Source organism: Chitinophaga varians (assembly GCF_012641275.1).
Taxonomy (GTDB): domain Bacteria; phylum Bacteroidota; class Bacteroidia; order Chitinophagales; family Chitinophagaceae; genus Chitinophaga; species Chitinophaga varians_A.
In genome coordinates this window covers 1,526,340-1,544,273 of the sequence record NZ_JABAIA010000002.1, presented here as the reverse complement: position 1 = coordinate 1,544,273, position 17,934 = coordinate 1,526,340, and the positions used below count along the sequence as shown (strand labels likewise).

The following is a 17,934-nucleotide window of genomic DNA, read 5'->3' as shown; positions in this document are numbered from 1 at the left end:
AGCAAGATTGACCTTTGTCCTGTCAATTAAAAACACAGGATATGGAGCAAAAAAAATTAGCCCTCGTTTCCGGCGCAAACGGACATTTAGGCAACAACTTAGTAAGACTTCTTCTCAGCAAAGGAATTCCGGTGAGGGCTTCCGTACGCAGCTTAAAAAACAAAGAGCCTTTTGCAGGCCTGCACTGCGAAGTAGTACAGGCTGATATTACCGACAAAGCATCATTTGTAAGAGCCTTAAAGGGCGTAGATACTTTTTACGCGGTAGGAGCTTCCTTTAAACTCTGGGCCAAAGACCCCCAAAAGGAAATTTACGATGTAAACATCGCAGGCACCCGCAATACCATAGAAGCAGCTGTGGAAGCCGGTGTAAAAAGAATTGTATATGTCAGCTCGATAGCGGCGTTGGATTATACGCATCTTCCCACAAAAGAAAGCAACGGTTACAATCCGGACCGCAGAGACATGTATTATAATTCGAAGAACGATGGGGAAAAGCTGGCTTTCGAACTGGCTAAAAAGCATGGTATTGAACTGGTGGCCGTACTTCCAGCCGCTATGATAGGCCCTGTTGCCTTTGCACCATTGAACGTATCGTACAACATTATCCGGTTGATCCTGCAAAAACAGATCCCGGTTGAAACAAATATCACCTTAAACTGGATCGATGTAAGAGACGTGGCTGAAGGCTGTTATCTTGCTGCCACCAAAGGGAAAAACGGAGAGAGATATATCCTGGCCAGTGAAAAATGTACCTCCATCAAAGAAACCACAAAAATTGCGCAGCAGTTATTCCCGGAACTGAAGTTGAAACTGCCGGTGGCCGTTCCCAGGCCGATATTATACGCCGTAGCCTGGTTAATGGAAACAGGCAGTAAAATAAGCGGCAAAGCGCCCGTACTGACAATGAAGGATATTGCCATGTTCTCAGGGCTACAGCAGAACTTCGACATATCCAAAGCGCGTACAGAACTGGGGTTTAATCCTAAAAACAGTAGAGACGCCGTAAAAGAAGCGATGCATTACCTCCGTGAAAATGCACATCGGTTAAGCTGACTTTCACCGAAAAACGGGCTGCCTCATACGAGGCGGCCCGTTCAACGATGCTGATTACGCACAAATCTGATTACCACATACAGTATTGCAAACTGTATAGTTGATGGTCAGCCACAATGTGTTAGGCCGTGAGATAACAATGGCAGAGCATTTCAAAGACTATCTGACCTCCACCCGGAACCCATTAATGATAAATCATTATTAAAACAACACTGGAAAGGTGGAATATATTTTATCTTTAGCAAAAAATAAACGCATACCTATGTTCAAAAAATTATTTCTCTTTCTTTCGTTGTTTTTTGCCTGCCTGAGTGCATTTTGCCAAGATCCCAGCACATTCCTCTTTCGCGGAGTCGCTGACAATGGGTTACGCGATACGTGCCTTCAAAACGGCGTATATAACATTACCTATCCCGGTCAGCATGTTTCAACACTACTACAGTACTATGGTCCCGGTTCTTCCACGGGGAACTTTCAGCTGGAAACATCCTATTGGGGCGAGTTGAAATATCGAAACAAAATTGACGGCAGAGTATGGACCAGATGGAACCGGATATGGACTGGCACAACGGACTCCTGGAATACCGATTACGCCGGAAAAGACCGGCTATTTCTCCAGGAAAACGGATCTACGCTGATAAAAGGATACGGCGACAAACCTTTTGGCGTATTGGACGGTGCCGGCAACCCCGTCTTTAATATAGGAAACAATGGATTTGTGGGAATAGGTTCAGAGGCAGTACCCGGTTACAGGCTGGCAGTTGCCGGCACTATCCTGGCCGAAAGAATTAAAGTAAAAGCCAGCAGCACCTGGCCTGACTATGTTTTCGAAGATGGCTATCAATTGCCATCCCTGCAAAGCGTGGAACAATACATAAAAGCCAACAAACATTTGCCGGACGTGCCATCAGCGGCGGACATCGCAAAAAACGACATCGACGTGGCAGAGATGAATGTCATCCTGTTGAAGAAAGTAGAGGAACTGACCCGTTATCTGATTGACCAGCAAAAGAAGTACGATACAGAGATCAATGAACTGAAAAACCAGGTCAAAATCCTGGCAGGAAAGAAATAAGCTATTTTCAGCAACTGCGTTTAAGGGTTAAACGCAGTTGCTTTACTGACAAAATTGTTTCATCATCCGCACCTGCTCCGGCAGGGCCTTTGTCTTATCATAAGCCAGGTACAGCGTGTTGTCCATCGGTATTTTTCCACGCCAGATTACTTTCAGGTCGTCATCCAACAGGTAATCCGCTGCTATGGTCAATGCTGCACAGCGTTTCAGCGATTTCAGGATCAGGTGCATATTCGGTATGACGCAATAGGGTTTGATAGCCGGCCGTTTGTTAAAATTCTTTTTCCAGAACCTGCGTATAATAGCCAGATCAGTAGTATACGCCACCCAGGGCCGCGACAATAACCAGGATTCACTGCCTTCCCAGTCTTCTTTTTTCACATACCTGTCAAACTCAGTGGTATCCATCGTTTTACTGCCTATGATGACGTAGGTTTCCTGCCGAACAGGCTCAAAAACAATTTCCTTATACCGCGCCGACTTCGTTGCCACCACAAAATCCAATGCTCCTTTATGTAACCTGTCCAACAACTCTCCGGTATGCCCGAAAGACACAACCAGGTTGGCATCCATCGTCATTATATGCTCTGATAATACAGCCTGGAAATATTCCTGTACAACCCCTAACCGGATAATCGGTGTTTGTTTTTTCAGGCTGGCTGCATTAAACCCCTCCTCCACTTTTTCCAGCATTTCCAGCGGGGCCACTACCTGTGTATAAAACAACCTGCCATAGTCAGTAGGAGCGATCCTTGGTTTTCGTTCAAACAATGTCTTCCCTACATGTGCCTCCAGCAAGGCCAGATGCTGGCTCACATTAGGCTGAGATATAAATAAAATCTTCGACGCGGCTGTCAGCGACCCCGTCTGATAAACTGCCTTAAAAGTCCTGTACCATTCCAAATTTACCATAGCCTAAAGTTATAATTGTTTTTATGACCGCCCATAAATTAAGCTATTTTACTAATATCTCCCTTCTGCGGACATTTGCCCTAAATAATACTACAATGGAAATTTTACCACAGGTACAGGAAGTACTGACTTACATCGATTCAGTTGAGGTGACGCATATAACAGATAAGATAACAGCTTCAAGGGAATCCTATGAACGGCTGAATCCACTTGCCGGAGAGCAGGAAGCAGTATTTTCTGTAGAGAACAAAACGCTCGTTTTCACCGACCGGGAAATTAATATCCGTATTTACAGGCCTTCTTCACAAACAGCATTGCCCGCAATGGTATACTTTCATGGCGGCGGCTTCTCTAAGGGAAGCCTGGAAACGCACGACCGTCCGCTACGCCAGCTGGCCAACCATTCAGGCATAGTGATTATTGCAGTTGATTACCGGCTTGCACCCGAATATCAGTTCCCCCATGGCCTCAATGATTGTATCGATGCAACGCAATGGGTCATGCATCATGCAGCTGAACTGGGTATCGACGGCCATCGTATAGCCGTGGGCGGAGACAGCGCAGGCGGCACGCTGGCCGCCGGGGTGGCCGGAAAGCTGGATAACATTACATGTCAGGTGCTCATATATCCTGCTACGGACTCTTCGCTCCAAACGCCCTCCTGGTCAGAGTTTGCGAATGGCCCTGTTATCACCAGGGAAGGCCTCATCGAAGTATGGAAAAATTATACGGCCGATAAAATCAAGGCTGCTCCCATATACAACAAAGACCTGTCAGGGATGCCCGATACCTTTATCATAACGGCAGAATATGATCCGCTGCGCGATGAAGGAATGGCTTATGCCGGCAAACTTCGCCAGGCGAATGTGGAAGTGACCGAAAAGATGTATCCCCGGATGATACATGGCTTCTGGCAATTTGGCGGGGTAATAGACCAGGGCAGAGAGGCAATAGCAGATGTAGCCGGGTATATCAGGCGGAAACTGGGGAAATAAAAAATAAAGCCTTTGGAGGCCCGTCATCCAAAGGCTTTATTTTCCGGTTATGCTCCGGGTTCATAGGTAAGCTGCACCACACCGGATTTAAAAACCTGCGTATCTGTCAACTTTAACCCTATCCGTTCTTTTATATCTTCAAACAATGGCTTACCGGTCCCTAACACTACCGGATGCACCGATACTTTATACACATCAATAAGACCTTCCTTTATAAATGTCTTGATAAGGCTTGCACCGCCATACAACCAAATGTCTTTACCACCCTGCTGCTTTATGGCTGCCACCTGGCTAACGATATCGGTACTAATGAATGTGGCATTGTCATCCTGCCGCCTTTGATGCGAAAAAACATATTTCTTCTTGGAATGTATGCCTTGCCACATTTCGCTTTCTGCAGGGCTGGTAGCTTCATCCGGTTGAAAATTCCCCCAGGCGTCATAACTTACTCTGCCGTAAAATATCGTATCGACACTTGCAATAAATCCACCAAAGTCCATATCATCATCCATAATACACCAATCCACCTCCCCGTTTGGTCCTTCAATAAATCCGTCTAAAGTAACGGCCAGGTTCAAAATGATTTTCTTCATACTAAAAGCTTTTCACAAAAATAAATACCAGGTGCGCTTACTTTTTTGGAAAAACACGACAAAATCAGAATCGTGCAGGAGTAAGCCCTGTATAACGCTTCATTTCGTTTGTCAGATGCGACTGGTCATAATACCCCCCTTCAAAAGCGATATCTGACAAGCTCACCTCCGGGTCATCCATCAGGGAAAGAACAGACTGGAAGCGTACAATCTTCACATATTCCTTTGGCGTTAGTCCGATATGCGTTTTAAACATCCGTTCCAATTGCCGGACAGTGGTATAATTCCGTTTAGCGATATCACAGATGCGTATATCTCCTTTAGTCACATGTATGTCCTTCAGCACAGCCTGCAGCAGCGGATTTACATTGTTTCTCCTGTCTAAAAAATACCGGTTGAAATAAGCGTAAGGGTCTTTATGGACCTTCCCGATATCAAAAGAATAGGAAGAATCAAATTCTACCGTATGATCAGTCAGTTCATGCTGGGAAACATACTTATAAAAAGAAGAGAACGCGGCCGGTTTCAAACATACGCCTAACAGATGTGTGTCCATGTTCATAAAACTGTCCTTAAAAGTGGTCATGGCACCTACCACGTATGTTTTACCATGCTCCATGGTGGTCAGGCCACTATCCGTTTTACACGATGCTCCCAGGTTCACCACGATGCCGGCACATCCGTCAGGGAATATACGTTCCCATTGATTGTCGTTGTCGTCACCTTTCAGTTCCCAGAAAGAATGGATATGGGAGGCTAATGCCGGGCACGGTTTAGCTATCTGATGTTTCATTGCCAGCACTGAATTGGTTAACTGTAAAGATACAAAAAGAATGGGCTACCTTAATACAGCACAAAGTTATCATCTTTGGCATCAGCCTAACGCCATGGCAGCATTTAATTTTTCAATAATTCTTGCCTCCTCATTATGCCCATCGGTTGACAACCTAAGTAATGGAAGGCCTATTATTTCCAGAATATGATTTTTCTTTTTATCCCTTTCCCACTGTAACAGGTCGTCATGAGCCGACACTCCGTCTACCTCGATAGCCAGGACAGGGGTTTTATCAATCTTGTTATACAACAGAAAATCAATCCTTGAATTATGCCTTATAAAGCGGATTTCATCCTCCGAAAATGCCTTAAAATCCCGAATAAGATCTATCAGCTTATATTCCCGCACCATATCAATAGATGAGAATTGGGCATTGTTTAATAATATATTATCCTTAAGTAATTTATGAATAATAATCTCTGCGGGAGATCCTTTGATGTGCTTATTAGACGAAAGAAACGAATCAAAGGCCTGGTTATACTCCTTATACAAAAGATCAAAGACGGAACGTATACGACCCTGGATAGTGGTTTCAGCCGGATCAGTATGATAACATATGTAGCGTATCATATCACCGATGTTTGTCCCGTGAGGAAGCTCCATAGACGCTGGTTTCACAACAATAAACTCTTTCGCAGCTCTTGATACCGCCACATTTATCAGCCTGGGATCATCTATAAATTCTCCTATTTTGTCATCTACCGTATTAAATACAATCACCTCTTTCTCTCGTCCCTGAAACTTATGGATAGTGTCGGCCTCTATTCCGGATGGCAGTTGCTTTTGCAGCCGGGTTGCATGATTTCTGTAGGGTGCAACCACGCCAACTTTTTTATAGTCTTCAGTATAACGCTCACGAATATACAAGTCCGTTTCATCGATCTGTCTTTGGTTGTAATGCTTTCTCCCTCCTGATATGTTGGTCTCAATAATCCTAAACGGATGATTCTCCCCGGAAGTCATAATAACCAACTGGTTTCCATAGTACTTCTTGTTGCAAAATCCAATAATAACAGGGTGGCATCTGTAATGTTCCTTCAGCATCACCGACTTAATGTTATTTTCATACAGGCTTTTCAGTGAGTTTAGAATACTCTTTTCAACATAGTCGTAAGCAGGAGAAATATTGTATTCCGCTTGCAGTTTCGATACAGCCGCTCTAATCTGTTTGTCTACAATATGGGTCAATTGCATACTATCGCCCACTACAATCGCATTTCGGCAACAGGAAAAACACACGCCAGACTTAATGATATCCACCTGCGAGGCTTCATCAATAATCAGATAATCAAAAAGGTGCCCTTTCGGAATGCTCGTGTGCAATGAAAGTGTGGAACTCAGTATTACAGGATAACGTGCAGTGAAGGCATCAAACTGTCGGCGATAATTCTCAACTGTAAACGCAACTTTGTCTAACTGGCTGTATTTTTTAAACAACGCAGCATCGAATAGCTCTTTAGATACCTTAACAAAATTATTAAGATTAGTCTCTTCGTTGTTTGATCTCAACCATTTTTCAAGATACAGGATTTCTTTTTTTGTTTTTGCGATATATAGCTCGTAAAACTTATGATTAACATAAACCGGCAGTGCTTCCCTGTACCGGTTTATGCTCTTCAGGTCAAAGAAGCCGTATTGCAGCACAAGCTTTAGCTTATTAATGATAGACAACCTGTTTTCTACGCCAATGATTGATAGAAAATCTTTTAACTTTAAGATCCTTCCTGAAGTCGATTTACGGCGAAATTTCTTATCGAGTATAGCTTTGATGTGCTGATCGAGTGGTTGTTCTGCTTTTATATGGCTAAATTCCATTTCAGCATCTGACAATGTTGTTTTCAAGGAAGCTAGTTGATTCCGGTACTGAAAACACGTAGTGAGCACGGAATCCAGATGGCGAGCTTCATCCGCCAGGCTCTTTAACCGCTCCTCCGACACCTCAAAATCCTGGCGGACTGTTTGTTCTTCGAGATGGTCAAAGAATGAGGCTTTGTTAGCCTTACTCCCAAGCGGAGCCACCAACATTCCATACCCCAACGCTGACAGCTTCTGCTGTACATTAAATACTGCAGCATTATTATTCGAAACAATGGCAACAGTTTTATGCTGCACGATAAGATTAGCTATGATATTCAGGATCGTTTGCGTTTTTCCGGTGCCCGGAGGCCCTTCTATAATGCTTATACTATTGCTAAGCGCGGTCTCCACCGCCTCTTTTTGGCTTCCATTGCAGCCGAAAGGATAAATCAGCAGTTCACCGGAAGTGCTTTGCAGCGGCCTGGACCCATCTGCGTATGCAGACAGCACAGACCTCGATTCCCACAGATCTATCCCTTCAATAGCTTCTAGTAATATTTCATTGCTTACTTGATTTGAGCTTTTAGTATCCCTCTCTTCAGATGGAATCTCCAGGGATATGTTATGACTTCCTTCCAGTATTTTTTTAAAGTAGTTGATTACCGATACTGTCTTATCAATATTCTTTTTTATATCACAAATTTCAATATGACCATTGTTTTCAACCGGATAAGAACAATTATCTCCATTTCTAAAAATCAAATAACGTCCGTAATCATCCACCGCATTATATCGCCGGTTTAATTTGCCATGCTCATATATGCGCACTTCTGCGCGGCTTGATAAACGGGGATAATATAGAACTTTGTCAGCTCCATAATTATAGCTTCTTCCGTTGATAAATGTAATACGGTATCCCTTGTCAGTAGTTTCTACAGTAGCAACATCTTCTTTGTACTCAAATTTGAGGGATGTTTTATTTTTTAGGTACACAATGAACGAATGATCCATGGAATTTATTTATTACATGCAGGATAGTCTTTCTAAGTTACTAATTTATACCCAAAACCGATCGTTACGCATACGCATAACCAAAAGCCTTCGGAAGGTATCCGAAGACTTTTGGCATTTATTGAGAAATATTGTAAAGCCTCTAAGGTTAAGTAAAAGCAAATAAACAGCGGGATGCCAGAAAGCACTGCTTTATTTTTGCAACGAGGGGACCCCATCAGACATCCATGCGACTTTCTGTTCCGACTGATGCTCTTGTCCAATAATGTCACGATAAAGTTCGGGGCGACGAGCCTTAATATAACGATATCCTCCGGCCATCTGTAGTTTTTCACGAGTGAGTGTGGCTGTAACAAATTGATCGCCAAGCTCGGTACATTCTGCTAAAATATCTCCAAAAGGATCGATTACCATAGACCGGCCGTTCCTGAGTTGGTCGTCATCTATACCGATGGGGTTGGAAAAGATACAATAAACAGCATTATCATAGGCTCTTGCCGGCAGCCATTTCATTAACCAGTCCCGCCCTTTCATTCCTTCAAATTCCAGGCGCAAGGAAGTAGGGTCATTCTCTTTGTTTTCCCACAGGCGAAGATCCACAAAACCAGCGCCTGGACGAGGTGATGGGGTACACATGGTGGCATGCGGCATAAAGATGATTTCGGCGCCCAACAACCGCGTTGCCCTTACGTGCTCAATTATATTATTATCGTAACAGATCAAAATGCCGCATTTCCAGCCAAAGAGGTCGAAAACACAATACTCACTCCCGGGAGTGATATGGGGATTGATAAAGGGGTGTAGTTTTCTGAATTTGGCAACAAGCCCATTTTTATCTACGCATACATAGGCTTTATAGATGCGCTGTTGTTCATCTTTTTCAAAGAGACCGGCAAGAATCACAACGCCATAAGTTTCAGAAATGGCCGCCAGCCTCCTTATGGAAGGCCCTTCCGGGATCGGTTCCGCCAGGTCCAGCATTTGCTCTTTGGAAAGCTTGCTTGCAAATGTATATCCCGTGATGGAACATTCATGGAAGGCGATGACTTTTGCGCCTTGTGCGGCTGCACTTGCGGTCATGCGTTCAATAGTGTCAAGATTGTAGGACTTGTCCCCGCTACGATGCTCAAATTGAGCGGTCGCCATAATAAGTTTTTCCATAGCGTAAAATTGTACAAAGTCATTCGGAAAAAATTGTACAAACGCGACAGCTCTTTTTTCCGGATCACAGCCGAAGGAAATTGACTGCCAATGGTTCGGAATGCTTAAAATACTGAGATGGTGTGAGTCCTGTAATCTTCCTGAATTCCCGGATAAGGTGAGCCTGATCATAGTATCCGCTATCGTAGGCCCCGTGGGTGAGGCTGGGTTTGGGCGCAGCGTTTTGCAACGATTTGACGAAGCTGAGGGTCCGCACAATGTTACAGAAATGTTTGGGACTTAGTCCAATGGCAGTTTTGAATTTACGCTCAAGCTGTCGGGAGTGGCAACCGATACCGCCGGTAAGCTGCTGAACGGTAAGTACTCCTCTATGCTTGTGGATCAAATTCAGAGCGGTATTGACTAAAGGGTCACCCATGAAACAATGGGTATTGAGGATCTTCCGAAAGTAAAACTCAATACGATCTACTGTTGCACTTAGGCTATCCGCAGCATCTACAGCGCTTTCCAAAGCCAGGCCAACGTCGGGGAAAAGATCGGAGAGAGAGATGATCTTGTCATTTAACTCGCTGGCTGGAACGTTGAGGAGACGGTTGAGGCCATGAGGATGAAAGACAATAATAATTAACCGGGCATCACCCTGACAGCATATCTCTTTGTATTCAGTTATCTGTCCGTAACAAAAGGCCGCAGGAAGGGGCAAGGAATCAAGGGAAAGAGATTGACAGGGGTTAAGTACGATTCCACTGCTGCCGTCCGAAAACAAACGGAGCTTTCGGCTATAATCTTCTGCTATGTCCAGGAAAAGATAATGCCTGATAAATCCGGATAGGTCTATGGAAGGAGGTACCTGCATTCGTAAACACTCGGGAAATCATTGTCCCCGCAACTTAAAGGTATGGTATTTTCTTAGGTTTATTAAACCATAGCGTAAAGGAGGAGCAATTAAGAAAAATTCTTTAAACTAAAAAAGCCTTCAAATCCTAAGACTTGAAGGCTTCTTGCGGAGAGTCAGGGATTCGAACCCCGGGACCTGTTACAGTCAACAGTTTTCAAGACTGCCGCAATCGACCGCTCTGCCAACTCTCCAGTGGAGCGCAAAGGTATATAAGTCTTTTAAAATAACAAAAAAAATCTCCGGAAAAATACCGGCCAGCCGGAAATGCTGCATGTGGGCCTGCTGCCGCCGGCTGGCGCTGGTATCCGTCCAAAAACTAAGCTAACCGCCGCACCGTCTCCTGCACGGCCTGTGCATGGCTGATGGGCGTATAATTAAATCGCTGGTTGAACTTGCTGCTGTCAAAAAAATAGTCCCGGTCATATTGGTACAACATCTCGAAGAGCTCGTGCATGATCTGGTTGTCTACACCCAGCTCTTTCACTAACGCTGCCGGCAGTACGTCGAAGGCGTCATTTTTGTCCAGGGCCTGCGCAAACAGCTGTATCCACTCTTTCCCCGTAATACGCTGCTGATCTACGGGCAGGTTCCATATCTGGTTGTAGGCGTCAGCGGTATTGCCCAGCATGACGGTGCCTTTGGCCAGTTCCGGCGTATAGCCGATACTGTGAACAAGGTCGGCATTGCACAGCCAGACGGCCTTCTCTCCTCTCACCAGGTTGTCATATACCAGGTGCATCAATATACTGTTGACTTTAATATCTCCGAAAATATCCGGTGCTCTGGCGATGAGTGCCTGTAAGTGATGCTTCGCGATGCTCTGCAGGAGCATCTCATCGACTTCCGCCCTGACCTGCCCTTTCTGGCTGGACGGCCGGAAAGGGGTATCTTCTGTAATATGGTTCACATGGTTGCCGCCGATGGCGTAGGCGTTATCGAAGAACACCAGTTTAGCCTGATGTTCGAGGCAGGCATCGATGACGTTGCGTATCAGTGCGGGCCATTGTGTTTTCCATACCCTGGTGCTGTATTCGAACCCGAGTGTGAGGTAAACGATACCGCTACCGGCTACTGCGTGGAAGACCTGGTCCCGGTTGGTGAGATCTGCTTTAAATACCTCATCGGAGGCATTGACTTTTTTGGGGTTCCTGCCAACAAGGCGGATGTCATGTGTGTAGGCCGTGAGCGCCCTGGCCACTTCTATGCCTACAGCGCCGCCGGCGCCTAAAATCGTCTGTTTCATCTTGCTGTTTTTACTGTAACAAAACTGCCCTCAGTGGTAAATCCAAAAGAAAAACCCCGTCCGGAATACAACCGAACGGGGCTCCCTCTTTCTATCTTGGCTTACTTTTTTGCTGTTGAGCTTTGTTCTGCTGTTGATTCTTAAATTCTTTCTTCGCGTCTTTTATTCACTATCGCCATGCTATCTTCATTAATTTCCTTTCTGTTGATGATAGCCTGTCTGTTATTATTTTAGGTCGATGTTATTTCCATCCGCCACCGAGTGACCGGTACAGGTCTACCATAGCGCTCAGGCGCTGACGGTCAACATCTGCCTGTCCCAGTTCTGCCTGAAGGGCGCGTGACTGGGCGGTGATCACTTCGAGATAAGTGGCCATACCGCTGCGGAACAGCATCTGTGCCTGTTGTACGGCCAGCTGGGTGGTGGCTACCTGCTCCCCTGCTATCTGCTGCTGTGTTTTCAGCTTGTCCAGCTTGATTAATGCGTCGCTTACTTCGCCTACGGCGTTAAGCGTAGCCTGGCGGAAGGAGATCACTGATTGTTCCCGCTCTATTTTGGCCACTTCCAGTTGTGTTTTCAGGGCACGGCGCTGGAAGATGGGCTGGGTAATACTGCCCGCCACAGTACCAAACAAAGAGGCAGGAAGGGTGAACCAGTTGCTGGCTTTGAAAGCGTTCACACCACCGTTGGCGGTAATGTTCAGCGAAGGGTACATATTGCCCTGGGCGGCGCCTACGCGGGCGTTGGCGGCTACCAGTCCTAATTCGGCAGCCCTCACGTCCGGACGGCGGCTTACCATGCCGGCAGGGATACCGGTAGGCAGGGAATCCGCTACCTTGAAGTCATGCAGCTGACTGGTCCTGCTGATGGGTGCAGGCAGTTCGCCGGTCAGGATGCGGATAGCGTTTTCCTGGATGCCAATGCCTTGCTCCAGTTGCGGCACCAGCAAAGCTGCGGTCTGCTTCTGGGAGATAGCCTGTTGCACGGCCAGTTCAGTTACTTCACCGGCTGTTTTCTGCAGGCGGATCATCTGTACAATGGTATCGCTCAGGTCTACGTTGCGTTTGGCGATGGCCAGCTGGTTGTCCAGCATCAGCAGGTTGAAATAACTGCTGGCGATAGCGGCTACCAGTCCGGTTTGCACGGCACGCTGTCCTTCGTATGACTGTAACAGGGTGGCCTGTGCGGCTTCACGCTGACGACGGATTTTACCCCATACGTCAATCTCCCAGGACATGCCTACGCCCAGGTTATAGTCCTCGATATGATCGCCGAAGTTAAAATTACTCAGGTTCATACCGGTAAAACTGTTCTTGGACGGGAAGTTGGTATTAGCAGTGGCAGTGGCATTGAATGCCGGCAGCCACGCGGCTTTGGCTTGTTTCAAATAAGCCTGGGAAGCTTCTACCCTTTTCACGGCCAGTTGCAGATCGTAGTTGCCGGTAAGGGCTTTGTCGATCAACTGCTGCAGGGTGGCGTCGCTGAAAAATCTTTTCCATTCCATTTCAGCAATACTGCTGTCGGAAGGCGCTACGTTGCCAAATTGAGTGGGCAGCGCCACCGGGGGCCGCTCGTAATTGCGGCCTACCCGGCAAGCTGCTAACCCTACAACTAAGGACAACAACAAAATTATGAATGTGCTATATCTGGTATTCATCTGTCTTTTTTCTGTTTCTGGTAATAGATCTGTTGACTGTTAGTGTACCAGTTCGGCTATCTCTGCTTTTTTCTCTTCTTCAGTCACAATAGGTTTGCGGCTGATTTTCTCCTGCAGGAACTGGAATATCACATACAATACCGGGATGGCAAATACGCCCAACACTACACCGGTAAGCATACCGCCGGCAGCACCGGTACTGATGGAACGGTTACCCAGCGCGGAAGAGCCGGTAGCCCGCATCAGTGGCAACAAACCTGCGATAAAGGCGAACGAGGTCATTAAAATAGGGCGCAGACGCAGGCGGGCCGCACGGATACCGGATGCTACCAGTCCCATGCCACTGCGTCTTCTCTGTACCGCGTATTCCACGATCAGAATGGCGTTCTTCGCCAGCAGCCCTATCAACATGATTAAACCTACCTGTACATATATATTGTTATCGATACCAAACAGGTTGATGAACGCAAACACACCGAAGATACCCAGCGGTATGGACAGGATCACCGCCAGTGGCAGGATATAACTTTCGTATTGTGCCGCCAGCAGGAAGTACACGAATATCAGACACAGGGTGAAGATGATGGTAGACTGGTTGCCGGCGCTGATCTCTTCTTTGGTCATGCCCACCCATTCGTAGGTGTAACCTCTCGGCAGATACTGCGCAGCCACTTCCTCTACAGCTCTGATGGCATCACCACTACCATAACCTGGTTTCGCCTGACCGTTGATGGTAACGGCGTTGAACAGGTTGTTGCGGGTAACTGTCTCCGGTCCGTATACCCGTTTCAGTGATACTACGGTGTTGATAGGCACCTGTTCACCAAACTGGTTTTTTACGTATACCCCGTCCAGTGAGGAAGGATCTTTACGCAGTTCGGCATCGGCCTGTACGATCACACGGTAATACTTGCCAAAGCGGTTGAAGTCAGACGCGAACATACTACCATAATACACCTGCATGGTCTGCAGAATGTCGCTCACCGGAATACCCAGCTGTTTGGCTTTACGGTCGTCGATCTCTATTTCATATTGCGGGTGGCCGTTGTTGAAAGTGGTGAACGCAAAAGCAATCTCTTTACGTTTCATCAGCTCACCAATAAATCCATAAGCGGTACCGCCCAGTTTCTCCAGAGATCCGCTACCAGTGCGGTCCTGCAATACCATTTCGAAACCGGCCACGTTACTGAAGCCCGGTACGGTAGGCATGTTGATCGCAAAGATGTTCGCTTCGGGGATAGCGGCGAACTTACCCTGCAACATACCCATGATGGCGTTCATATCCTTGATCTTGCCACGCTCGGCATGTGGTTTCAGTTTGATAAAGCCCACGCCGGAAGTAGCACTGCTGGAGTTGCTGAGGAAGTTGAAGCCGGACACGCTCAGGTAGGCGTGTGTAGACTCCAGGTCTTTTACAACATGCTCCACCTTGTCCACTACCTGACGGGTACGCTCCAGTGATGAGCCCGGAGGCATATTCACCACAAACACGGCAAAACCCTGGTCTTCTGTAGGAATAAAGCCGGTAGGCGTTTTACGCATCATCCAGAAGGTCACTCCACCGATGATCAGCAATCCTGCAATGGTCAGCCACTTACGTTTAATCAGGAACTGAAGGCTGCGGGCATACTTTTCCGTCATGGCATTGAAGCCGGTATTGAAAGCGGCAAAGAAACGTTTGCCAAAACTCTGCTGTTGTTTTGCATGACCGTTCAGTTTACCATGTTCTTCTCCATGACCGCCGCCGTGATTGTTTTTCAGGATCAGGGCGCAGAGCGCAGGACTGAGCGTCAACGCGTTCAATGCAGAGATCAGGATGGCGATGGCCAGCGTAAAGGCAAACTGCCGGTAGAAAACGCCCGCTGGCCCTTCCATGAAACCTACCGGGATAAACACGGCAGACATCACCAGCGTAATGGAAATGATCGCACCGGATATCTCCTGCATGGACGATAGCGTGGCGATACGGGGATTAGCCCCTTTCTCCATCTTCGCATGCACCGCCTCCACCACCACAATGGCGTCATCCACCACGATACCGATCGCGAGGATCAGCGCGAACAACGTCAGCAGGTTGATAGAGAACCCGAAGAGCTTCATAAAGAAGAAGGTACCGATAATGGCCACCGGTACGGCAATCGCCGGGATCAGGGTGGAACGGAAATCCTGCAGGAAGATGAACACCACGATAAACACGAGGATAAAAGCCTCTACAAGCGTATGTTTCACCTGATCGATAGACTCGTCCAGGTACTCTTTGGTGCTGTAAATATTAAAATACTCGATACCGGTAGGAAATGATTTCTCCGCTTTTTTCATCAGCTTGTTGATCGTTTCCTGTATCTCATTCGCATTGGAACCAGCTGTCTGGTTAATCGCGATACCGATACCGTATTTACCGTTCACCCGGGTATCACTACCATAGGTAAATGAACCAAATTCAACACGGGCCACATCTTTCAGGCGCAGCACGGAACCATCGGCGTTCGCACGCAGGATGATGTCTTCATATTGCTGGTCCTTGTTGAGTTTACCTTTGTATTTGATGATATACTCGAAAGATTCCTGGCTGCCTTCACCGAAACGGCCGGGGGCTGCTTCCAGGTTCTGGTCGCGGATAGCGCCCAATACTTCCTGTGGGGACATGTTGTAAGCGGTCAGCCTGTCAGGGCGCAACCAGATACGCATAGAGTAATCTTTCGCGCCAAACACCATCGCCTGACCAACCCCTTTTACACGCTGTATTTCCGGGATGATATTGATCTTCGCATAGTTCTGCAGGAAGGTCTCATTATACTCTGGTCTGTCGCTCTGCAGATTCACCACCATGATCATACTGTTCTGTACTTTCTGGGTGCTGATACCTGCCTGTATCACTTCCGCCGGCAGCTGGCTGGTGGCTTTGGCCACGCGGTTCTGCACGTTCACCGCAGCGAGGTCCGGATCGGTGCCCAAACGAAAATAAACGTTGAGCGTCATGGAACCATCGTTGTTGGATTGGGAAGTCATGTAAGTCATGTTCTCCACCCCGTTCACCGCCTCTTCAATAGGCGTGGCCACGGAACGGGCCACCACTTCGGAGTTGGCTCCGGGATAGGAGGCCGTTACGGCTACGCTGGGCGGCGCAATGTCCGGGAACTGGCTCATCGGAAGGGTGAGCAGCCCCAGTATCCCCAGCAGAACCAGGAGGATGGATATAACGGTAGCCAATACTGGCCGTTCTATGAATTTTCTAAACATAATGTCAATAGTATTTAAGCATCATCCGAAAATGGACGACGGGAATGAGGGTTATCCGCAAAGCGCAACGCCATTAATGGCTGGCACTCCGCTTTACGGATGCATCATGAAACATTAGAGCGGTCTTACTTTCAGTAAGCTGTCAAGTGACATCTGTTGCGGAGCGATCACAGTGCCGTCATGCAGACGGTCCAGGCCGGAGTAAACGATCCGTTGACCGGACTTCACACCTTTCTCCACAAAATAGTAGTTACCGCTTTTACCGGATATAGTAATGGGAACACCTGTCACTTTGTTGCTGTCAGCGACTACAAACACCATCACTTTGTCCTGCAGCTCATAAGTAGCTTCTGTAGGAATCACCACGGCATCGGAGAATTGTTCAGGGATGCGGATCTTACCGGTGTTGCCGGTACGCAGCAGTCCTGCTCCGTTAGGGAAAGTGGCGCGGAAGCTGATAGCGCCCATGGTCTTGTCAAACTGACCTTCCATGGTTTCTATTTTTCCTTTTTCACTGTAGATGGAATTATCAGCCAGTTTCAGCTCTACCTGCGGCAGTTGTTTTACCTTGTCAGCAAGGCTGCCGCCGGCGGTTTCGTTTTTAAATTTCAGGAAGTCGCCTTCGCTCATGGAAAAGTAAGCGTACATCTGGTTTACGTCAGACAGTACTGTCAGCGGCTGCGGTTCTGCACGGCCTACCAGCGCGCCCACTTTATAAGGGATTCTGCCGATATAACCGCTAACAGGCGCTGTGATCAGCGTGTAGCCTACGTTGATGCCTGCACTGCCCAGCTGGGCCTGTGCCTGCGCTACCGATGCTTTGGCCGCCTGATAGTTGGCCTGCGCAGTTTTCAGCTGCACTTCGCCTACGACATTGTTTTTTACCAGCGGCGTGAGACGGTCCACTTCCAGCTGTGCTTTTTCCAGGTTAGCTTTGGCGGCCAGCAGTGTGGCGTTCGCATTGCTTTGTACTTCCGTGTACACGCGGTCATTGATTTTAAATAACGGCTGACCGGCTTTCACGAAAGCGCCTTCGTCTACATAAATCTTATCAAGTATACCTTCCACCTGCGGACGAATGTCCACATTGGTACGGCCTTCCAGCGTTGCGCTGTATTCGCGGTAAGTAGTGGCAGGTACTGCGTTCAGTTTTAATACCGGTAAAGCTGCCGCCTGCTGTCCTTCCATGTGCGCCTCTGAAGCGCCGCAGCCAGACAACAGGGAAAGAATTACGACACTATAGAGTAAGCCTGCCGGCAAGTTTGCAAAAACGGATCTTTTTGGTTTCATACTTGTTTTTTTAATCATACGACAATTTTTTTCCTCTCCGCTACGAAGACAATACAACTCACATTGCTTCACAGCAGCAGTTTTAGCAAACAGCATTCAAGAGGAAAGTACAGGCAGTCAACGTTGCGGCTTCGGGCCACGCATAACGTCACAGCTGGTTATACGTAAGCAC

Annotated in this window: 13 protein-coding genes and 1 tRNA gene; 3 read left to right on the top strand and 11 right to left on the bottom strand. The window is 47.2% G+C overall.

Going from position 1 to position 17,934, the window contains the following annotated elements; genetic code table 11:
• The first annotated feature begins 41 nt into the window (after positions 1-41).
• On the top strand, positions 42-1,055 hold the full coding sequence (locus HGH92_RS20870; protein WP_168872683.1) for an NAD-dependent epimerase/dehydratase family protein: 1,014 nt from the start codon (positions 42-44) through the stop codon (positions 1,053-1,055).
• Between the two features lie 262 nt (positions 1,056-1,317).
• Complete coding sequence (locus HGH92_RS20865; RefSeq protein ID WP_168872682.1) at positions 1,318-2,130, top strand: hypothetical protein; 813 nt, start codon at positions 1,318-1,320, stop codon at positions 2,128-2,130.
• A 42-nt stretch (positions 2,131-2,172) separates the two neighbouring features.
• Here the strand turns inward: HGH92_RS20865 and HGH92_RS20860 are convergent, their stop codons facing one another.
• The gene (locus HGH92_RS20860; protein ID WP_168872681.1) at positions 2,173-3,042 is read right to left on the bottom strand and encodes a LysR family transcriptional regulator; all 870 of its coding nucleotides are present in this window, start codon (positions 3,040-3,042) and stop codon (positions 2,173-2,175) included.
• A 95-nt stretch (positions 3,043-3,137) separates the two neighbouring features.
• Here HGH92_RS20860 and HGH92_RS20855 point away from each other — a divergent pair, with 95 nt between their 5' ends.
• The gene (locus HGH92_RS20855; protein ID WP_168872680.1) at positions 3,138-4,037 is read left to right on the top strand and encodes an alpha/beta hydrolase; all 900 of its coding nucleotides are present in this window, start codon (positions 3,138-3,140) and stop codon (positions 4,035-4,037) included.
• A 47-nt stretch (positions 4,038-4,084) separates the two neighbouring features.
• Here HGH92_RS20855 and HGH92_RS20850 read toward each other — a convergent pair whose 3' ends face one another.
• The 10 genes from HGH92_RS20850 to HGH92_RS20805 form a co-directional block, all read right to left on the bottom strand.
• Positions 4,085-4,630, bottom strand: a complete 546-nt coding sequence (locus HGH92_RS20850; protein WP_168872679.1) for a dihydrofolate reductase family protein — start codon at positions 4,628-4,630, stop codon at positions 4,085-4,087.
• 64 nt (positions 4,631-4,694) lie between these two features.
• Entirely contained in the window at positions 4,695-5,423 is a 729-nt protein-coding gene (locus HGH92_RS20845; RefSeq protein WP_168872678.1) for a helix-turn-helix domain-containing protein, read from the bottom strand.
• Positions 5,424-5,504: 81 nt separating this feature from the next.
• Complete coding sequence (locus HGH92_RS20840) at positions 5,505-8,273, bottom strand: AAA domain-containing protein (protein WP_168872677.1); 2,769 nt, start codon at positions 8,271-8,273, stop codon at positions 5,505-5,507.
• A 192-nt stretch (positions 8,274-8,465) separates the two neighbouring features.
• Positions 8,466-9,434, bottom strand: coding sequence for a nitrilase family protein (locus HGH92_RS20835; RefSeq protein WP_168872676.1), 969 nt, complete (start codon positions 9,432-9,434; stop codon positions 8,466-8,468).
• A 64-nt stretch (positions 9,435-9,498) separates the two neighbouring features.
• Positions 9,499-10,290 carry a helix-turn-helix domain-containing protein gene (locus HGH92_RS20830; RefSeq protein ID WP_168872675.1) on the bottom strand — a complete coding sequence of 264 codons (792 nt, stop codon included), beginning with the start codon at positions 10,288-10,290 and terminating at the stop codon, positions 9,499-9,501.
• 148 nt (positions 10,291-10,438) lie between these two features.
• Positions 10,439-10,523, bottom strand: a tRNA-Ser gene (locus HGH92_RS20825).
• Between the two features lie 125 nt (positions 10,524-10,648).
• Positions 10,649-11,575, bottom strand: coding sequence for an NAD(P)H-binding protein (locus HGH92_RS20820; RefSeq protein ID WP_168872674.1), 927 nt, complete (start codon positions 11,573-11,575; stop codon positions 10,649-10,651).
• A gap of 241 nt (positions 11,576-11,816) precedes the next feature.
• Positions 11,817-13,196 (bottom strand): efflux transporter outer membrane subunit, encoded by a 1,380-nt coding sequence (locus HGH92_RS20815; RefSeq protein ID WP_247654989.1) that lies wholly within the window; start codon positions 13,194-13,196, stop codon positions 11,817-11,819.
• 75 nt (positions 13,197-13,271) lie between these two features.
• Complete coding sequence (locus HGH92_RS20810) at positions 13,272-16,472, bottom strand: efflux RND transporter permease subunit (RefSeq protein WP_168872672.1); 3,201 nt, start codon at positions 16,470-16,472, stop codon at positions 13,272-13,274.
• Positions 16,473-16,586: 114 nt separating this feature from the next.
• Positions 16,587-17,762, bottom strand: coding sequence for an efflux RND transporter periplasmic adaptor subunit (locus tag HGH92_RS20805; RefSeq protein WP_168872671.1), 1,176 nt, complete (start codon positions 17,760-17,762; stop codon positions 16,587-16,589).
• Between the last annotated feature and the right edge of the window lie 172 nt (positions 17,763-17,934).